Here is a 6,603-nt window from a genome sequence, read left to right as displayed (position 1 = left end):
AACTGAGCTAAGGAGGAATGTCCTTTGTTTTAAGTGGTGCAAATATAGGACGAATATTTATACCCTACAAATATTTTTATTAAAAATTTTAAAAAATATTATAAGTTCCCGGTTAAGGCTTTGAAAATGTCGCTTCCGAAAATCAGTAACATCAATCCTAACAGGAAGATAACACCTACCATCTGTGCGTTTTCCAATACTTTTTGAGGAACAGGTTTTCCTACGATCATTTCATATAATGTGAAAATAACGTGTCCTCCATCCAATCCTGGGATAGGAATTAAGTTCAAAAATGCCAACCAAACGGAGAACATTGCTGTAAAACTCCAGAAAGCAGTCCAGTTGATGGAAATACTTCCGTCTTTCGATTGGTCTACCGGCATATTTTTAATGATCGCAAGAGGTCCTCCTACTTTCTTGTACCCCTGTACTTTTTTGTTGAAGATTAATTTGAACTGTTTAACTTGATACGTCAAACTTTCAATACTTCTTGTAAAACCTCTTCCGATTGATTGTCCAAACGTGAAGTGTTGAGTGTTGGCATATTTTTCTAATTGCTTATAAGACGCAATACCAATGGTTCCTTCTTTAGAAACAGGAATGCTCAATGGTTGTACAGTTCCGTTTCTTAGGACTTCGATATTAATCGGCTTTCCTACACTTTTCCCAACCGCAGCTTGAAATTCATCATAATAGTTGATTTTCTGTCCGTTTGCAGAAACTACCTGATCGCCAACTTTTAATCCTGCTTCTGCTGTTTTAGGATTAACAATCGTATCAATTACAGCTGCATATCTTGGCGTAAGGAATCCTTTAGGGTTTTCATCTTTAAAAGCAAGAGCTTTTCCGTCGTCATTCGTGTTAAAAGTGGTTTCTTTTCCGTCTCTTAAAACGGTAACCTGATCACTTAATAAAATATCTAGAGATAACTTATCTAAATTGTTTTGCGTTTTTCCGTCAACCTTTAAGATTTTATCACCATCCTTGAAGCCCATTGCTTTCGCAACGTTAGTATAATGCATTGGAGTGTCAACTTTCGTGGTGTCGAAAGTCGTTTCTCCATTGAAGAAAGATAAACATCCATAGATAAGCCAAGCCAGGAAAAAGTTTACTGTAACTCCTCCCAACATGATGATCAATCTCTGCCAAGCCGGTTTCGCTCTGAATTCCCAAGGCTGAGCTGGTTGTTTCAATTGTTCGGTATCCATACTTTCGTCTACCATTCCTGCGATTTTTACATATCCTCCGAAAGGAAGCCAACCGATACCATATTCAGTCTCGCCAATTTTTTTCTTTGCGATAGAAAACCATGGATCGAAGAAAAGATAGAATTTTTCAACTTTGGTCTTAAACCATTTTGCGGGTAAGAAATGCCCAAGTTCGTGAAGGATAACCAAGATAGAAATGCTCAATATAAATTGAAACAGTTTGATTGCTATTTCCATTAATGCTTTTTATGTTTAATTTGCAAAGGTAACAATTATCAAAACTATGCCAAATAAAAAAGCTCCCCGAAACGAGAAGCTTTGTCATATAATAGAATGATTTTTTACAGATTAAAGGAAACTCCTAAACTGCCATTGTTGCCGATTTCAGCAAAAACTCCGATTCTCTCGGTGAAAAAGTATCTTGCACCAATGTGTGCTCCGATTCCGAAATCTTTCCCTAAAACTCCAACATCAACACCTGGATAGATATCTAATTTTTCAGGCAATTGTAAAGCATCTTTCAAATGAAAATTAAGTCTTCCGAAGATAAAAACATTATTATCGTTGTCATTATCTTTATAATTATCAAAATAACCGTTGAGTCCGGCTCCTATTGAGATTAATTGGTTAAGTCCATAATCATAAGTTCCGGTAATTCCTGTTCCATATCCCCAAGCGCTCAATCCTGCGTTGATTTTCTGATCTCCTTTTCCTGTCCATGCCTGTGCATTTGCCGTAGCTCCTGCAAAGATCAGCGCGAACATAAAAACCAATTTCTTCATAAATTTTACAATTTTATAATATTACTAAAAACAATCCGTATCAAAAATAGAACCGAAATCATTGAAAAATCGTATTTTTAGTGAAGTTTTTTAACAAAGTTTATGAAGATCACAGGACTTAATTTAGATATCATCTGGAAAAATAAAGAGGCAAATTTTCAACTCATAGAAAAAGAATTACAGAATCAGGAAGCAGATCTATTTCTTCTTCCGGAAATGTTTTCGACGGGATTCTGTATGGATGCGTCTGAAGTTTCGGATAGAAATGAAGAGTCTTTAGAATTTTTAAAGAAAATGGCTAGAGAAAAAAATGCAGCGTTCTGTGGAAGCGCTCCTGTGGAAGATAATGGGAAGTTTTATAACAGGATGTATTTTGTGCAGCCAGATTCTCAGGTTGATGTCTATGATAAAAGACATTTATTTTCCTTTTCAGGAGAAGATAAAGTATACACTCCCGGAAAAGAACGGGTGATTGTAAATTATAAAGGCTTCAGAATCCTATTGCAGGTGTGTTATGATCTTCGTTTTCCTGTTTTTGCAAGAAATAATGATGATTATGATGCTGTTTTATATGTCGCCAACTGGCCAGAAAAGAGAGTGAGAGCTTGGGAACATTTGTTGAAAGCCAGAGCCATTGAGAACTTATCTTTTGTTTTTGGACTCAACAGAATAGGAACCGATGGAAATAATCTGTTGTATCAGGAAAGTTCACATTGTTTTTTCGCGGATGGAAAAGAGATTTCTCAAAAACAAGGAAACATTGTTTCTGCTGAATTGAATATGGATGAACTGAAAGATTTCAGAAATCATTTTCAGTTTTTAAATGACCGCGATTCTTTTTCAATTGAATTGTAAGATATAACCAAAAATTAAGGCTAAGATTTTTTCAACCTTAGCCTTAATCTTATTATTAAGTATGTTCTTTTAAAAGTTGTGTTAATGTATTAACGTCATGAACGCCGCTTTCTTTCCAAAGCATTTCTCCTTTTTTGAAGATCGCTAAAGTAGGAACGCCGCGAACACCGTATTGAGCTGCAAGAGCGGGATATTGGTCAACATCTACTTTGATGATTCTCGCTCCTTCACCTACGTTTTCTTTTACCGTATTTAAAACCGAAGACTGTACTTTGCAAGGTTGACACCATGTTGCAAAAAAGTCAATTAATACAGGTCTTTCGGAATCTATGATTTCCTGAAATTTTTGTGACATTTTTGAGTTTTTTATTAAAAAAACACTTTAGTTTATCACATGTAAATTTTAAAAGCACTTAAAAGAGTAATTGAAGAGTACAATTTAAACTTTGTGTTTTTAAATACTTTATCCTAATAAACTAAAGTGTTATAAATTTGTTATGTATCAGATTTACTGCAAAAACAATTCCAAAAATTATATCGTTTTTGATTGACAAACGAAATCTGAAGTTGGCAATTTTTCTGTTTTTTTAATTCCGTTGAATCCTCCGTCTATTTCTGTGAAATTTCTGATTCCGTGAGAATTAAGAATGCTTGCGGCAATCATACTTCTGTAACCTCCTGCACAATGAAGGAAAAAATGTTCAGAATCATCAATAGATGTTACCCAATCACTGATGGTGTCCAAAGGCTTGTTGTAGGCATTGTCAATATGCTCTGCAGAATATTCTGTCAGTTTTCTTACATCGATCACTTTAGAATCTTCTTTAAATTCTTCCGCGAATTCAGCAGGTGAAATTCTTTTCACTTCATCGGTTTCTTTTCCTGCATTTTTCCATGCATCAAAACCTCCGTTTAAATAACCTAAGACATTATCAAAACCAACTCTGCTTAATCTTGTGATAGCTTCTTCTTCAGTTCCGTTTTGGGAAATCAATAAAATAGGATGCTTTACATCAACGATTAAAGTCCCTACCCAAGGAGCAAAATCACCTTTTAAACCAATATTGATAGAATTTGGGACAAATCCTTTGTGGAAATCTGCGGCACCTCTTGTATCTAAGATCAACGCACCGGTTTCCTCTGCATACGCTTCAAAATCTTCAACAGAAATAGGTGTTAAACCTTTGTCCATTATGGTGTCAAAACTTTCATATCCTCCTTTGTTCATCGCTACATTCATCCCGAAATATTTAGGAGGAGCTGTTAATCCGTCTAAAACTTCTCTGATGAAAGACTCTTTATCGGGTTGATTAAGGGCGTAATTGGTTCTTTTTTGATTTCCTAAAATATCAACAGTTTCTTTCTGCATATTTTTTCCGCAAGCAGAACCTGCACCGTGAGCCGGGTACACAGTAATGCTGTCATCCAAAGGCATGATTTTCGATTGAAGGCTGTCATATAAAATCCCTGCAAGATCTTCCTGAGTTACGCTTCCTGCTTTTTGAGCAAGATCCGGTCTGCCGACATCTCCTAGAAACAAAGTATCTCCTGTGAAAATTGCTGTTTCCAAACCGTTTTCGTCAATCAGAAGGTACGTTGTGCTTTCCATGGTGTGACCAGGAGTATGTAATGCTTTGATTTTGATATTCCCGATTTCAAAAATCTGATCGTCTTCTGCAACAATCGTTTCAAACTGTGGTTGTGCAGTAGGTCCATACACAATGGAAGCCCCTGTTTTTTTGCTTAAATCCAAATGCCCCGAGACAAAATCTGCGTGGAAGTGGGTTTCAAAAATATATTTTAATGTTACCCCGTCTTTTTCTAAACGATCAAGATAAGGTTTTATCTCTCTTAAAGGATCAATAATTGCCGCTTCATTTTCGGATACGATGTAGTATGCTCCCTGAGCAAGACATCCTGTATATATTTGTTCAACTTTCATTATCTGATTGTAAAAGCTTTAATGTTTTTATTTAAGTACAAAAATCGCGTTTATTTTTTAATACTTGCCAAAAATAAAGAATCTATCCCGATAGAATAAATCTATAAAGTTGTTGGTTGGTGAAGTGTTTTTATTTTAAACTTCAATAAATCAGTTTTTTATAGCTAAAATAGAGTTTTCCTGAAATTTATCAGCTGAAATTAATTATGATTAATATTCAATGCGTAAATGTTTTCCAAAAAATTTTATATTTACTAAGATAAAAAAATCAAATGGCAGACAAAGCACAATTTATTGAACAGCAAAATGCAAGATATACTCCCAAAGGAGAACATATTATATTAGGAAAAGGAATGTTGGATGGAGAGGTAGTTCCCGAAGTGAATGTGACTATTCCTCTAAAAACAATTAACCGTCATGGACTGATTGCAGGAGCTACAGGAACAGGAAAAACCAAAACATTACAGGTGTTTGCAGAGCAACTTTCTCATGCGGGAATTCCGTCTTTGGTATTGGATATAAAAGGAGATTTTTCAGGAATTGCGGAAACGGGAACGGAAAACCCGGCAATTCAGGAAAGATATGCAAAAACACAACTTCCATACAATCCGCAGGCTTTTCCAGTAGAACTGATGTCGATTTCCGGAGAAAAAGGAGTAAAATTAAGAGCTACGGTTACAGAATTCGGTCCGGTTTTATTAAGTAAAATCTTGCAGTTGAACGAAACGCAGCAGAGTATCATGTCCATTGTGTTCAAATATTGTGATGATAAAGGATTGCCTTTAATTGATCTTAATGATTTGAAAAAAGTGTTGCAGTATGTTACAGATAATGCACAAGGTAAAGCTGAGTTAGCGGCTAATTACGGTTCCATTGCACCGGCTTCTTTAGGTGCTATTTTAAGATCAATTGTCGCTTTGGAGCAGCAGGGAGCTTCAAGCTTCTTTGGAGAATTAAGTTTTGATGTTCATGATTTACTTGAAACAAGAGATGGAAAAGGGGTCGTGAATATCCTGAGAGTTGCTGATATTCCAAGTAAACCACAGTTGTTTTCGACTTTTATGCTTTCGTTATTTGCGGAAATTTATATGACGTTTCCTGAAGAAGGAGATAGCGGAAAGCCAAAACTGGTTCTTTTCATCGATGAAGCACATCTGATTTTTGATGAATCATCAAAAGCATTGGTTTCACAAATTGAAACGATGGTAAAACTGATCCGTTCAAAAGGAGTGGGGATTTATTTTATTACCCAAATTCCGGGAGATGTTCCGGAAGCGGTTCTTTCTCAATTAGGGTTGAAAATTCAGCATGCATTGAGAGGGTTTACTGCAAAAGATAAAAAGGAAATTACAAAGGCAGTAGAAAATTATCCTACAACGGAATTTTATGATGCGTCAAACTTAATTCAAAATTTAGGAATTGGGGAAGCTTTTGTGACGGCTTTGGATGAAAAAGGAATTCCTACCCCATTGGTTCATACTTATTTAATTTCGCCTGAATCAAGAATGGATATTCTGAATGACGCAGAAATCTCTGAACTGACAAATAATTCGTCATTGGTTGCTAAATATCAGAACGATGTCAACCGAGAATCTGCTTATGAAATGTTGGTCACCAGAATGGAACAGGCGGTACAAAATGCGGCTCCAACACAGAAGACAAAGCCGGTAAAAGAAGAACCGGGAATGTTTGAGCAGGTTTTAAACAGCAGGCAAGGACGAACTTTTACGAATACCTTGTTGAGAGAAGGAGCAAAAGCGATTTTGGGAATGTTCGGATTAGGAGGAAGAAGAAGATAAAATTAATAATTTTTATT

The 6,603-nt window shown here is 35.8% G+C and carries 6 protein-coding genes; 2 read left to right on the top strand and 4 right to left on the bottom strand.

Translation table 11 applies throughout. The annotated features are described in order from the left end of the window. Positions 1–98 precede the first annotated feature (98 nt). Positions 99–1,445 (bottom strand): RIP metalloprotease RseP, encoded by a 1,347-nt coding sequence (rseP, locus tag RM51_RS13190; protein ID WP_039370294.1) that lies wholly within the window; start codon positions 1,443–1,445, stop codon positions 99–101. 104 nt (positions 1,446–1,549) lie between these two features. Then, positions 1,550–1,990 carry a DUF6646 family protein gene (locus RM51_RS13185; protein WP_039370292.1) on the bottom strand — a complete coding sequence of 147 codons (441 nt, stop codon included), beginning with the start codon at positions 1,988–1,990 and terminating at the stop codon, positions 1,550–1,552. Positions 1,991–2,092: 102 nt separating this feature from the next. Between RM51_RS13185 and RM51_RS13180 the strand changes: the two genes are divergently transcribed. Continuing rightward, entirely contained in the window at positions 2,093–2,845 is a 753-nt protein-coding gene (locus RM51_RS13180; protein WP_039370289.1) for an amidohydrolase, read from the top strand. Positions 2,846–2,900: 55 nt separating this feature from the next. On the opposite strand, the gene RM51_RS13175 is transcribed toward RM51_RS13180, so the two are convergent. Together RM51_RS13175 and RM51_RS13170 are read right to left on the bottom strand one after the other, a co-directional pair. After that, positions 2,901–3,200, bottom strand: a complete 300-nt coding sequence (locus RM51_RS13175; RefSeq protein WP_039370286.1) for a thioredoxin family protein — start codon at positions 3,198–3,200, stop codon at positions 2,901–2,903. Between the two features lie 177 nt (positions 3,201–3,377). Further along, on the bottom strand, positions 3,378–4,787 hold the full coding sequence (locus RM51_RS13170) for an MBL fold metallo-hydrolase (RefSeq protein ID WP_039370283.1): 1,410 nt from the start codon (positions 4,785–4,787) through the stop codon (positions 3,378–3,380). 272 nt (positions 4,788–5,059) lie between these two features. On the opposite strand from RM51_RS13170, the gene RM51_RS13165 reads away from it, so the two are divergent. Then, positions 5,060–6,586 (top strand): helicase HerA-like domain-containing protein, encoded by a 1,527-nt coding sequence (locus tag RM51_RS13165; RefSeq protein ID WP_039370281.1) that lies wholly within the window; start codon positions 5,060–5,062, stop codon positions 6,584–6,586. The last annotated feature ends 17 nt before the right edge of the window (positions 6,587–6,603 follow it).

It is taken from the genome of Chryseobacterium taiwanense (assembly GCF_000813825.1).
Lineage (GTDB): Bacteria > Bacteroidota > Bacteroidia > Flavobacteriales > Weeksellaceae > Chryseobacterium > Chryseobacterium taiwanense.
Note: the sequence above shows the minus strand (reverse complement) of the source record. Positions and strands in the feature narration are given on the sequence as shown.

Bases quoted from the DNA above. Each gene is read 5' to 3' on its own strand.
- rseP (WP_039370294.1), bottom strand. From the start codon at position 1,445: ATGGAAATAGCAATCAAACTGTTTCAATTTATATTGAGCATTTCTATC.
- RM51_RS13185 (WP_039370292.1), bottom strand. From the start codon at position 1,990: ATGAAGAAATTGGTTTTTATGTTCGCGCTGATCTTTGCAGGAGCTACG.
- RM51_RS13180 (WP_039370289.1), top strand. From the start codon at position 2,093: ATGAAGATCACAGGACTTAATTTAGATATCATCTGGAAAAATAAAGAG.
- RM51_RS13175 (WP_039370286.1), bottom strand. From the start codon at position 3,200: ATGTCACAAAAATTTCAGGAAATCATAGATTCCGAAAGACCTGTATTA.
- RM51_RS13170 (WP_039370283.1), bottom strand. From the start codon at position 4,787: ATGAAAGTTGAACAAATATATACAGGATGTCTTGCTCAGGGAGCATAC.
- RM51_RS13165 (WP_039370281.1), top strand. From the start codon at position 5,060: ATGGCAGACAAAGCACAATTTATTGAACAGCAAAATGCAAGATATACT.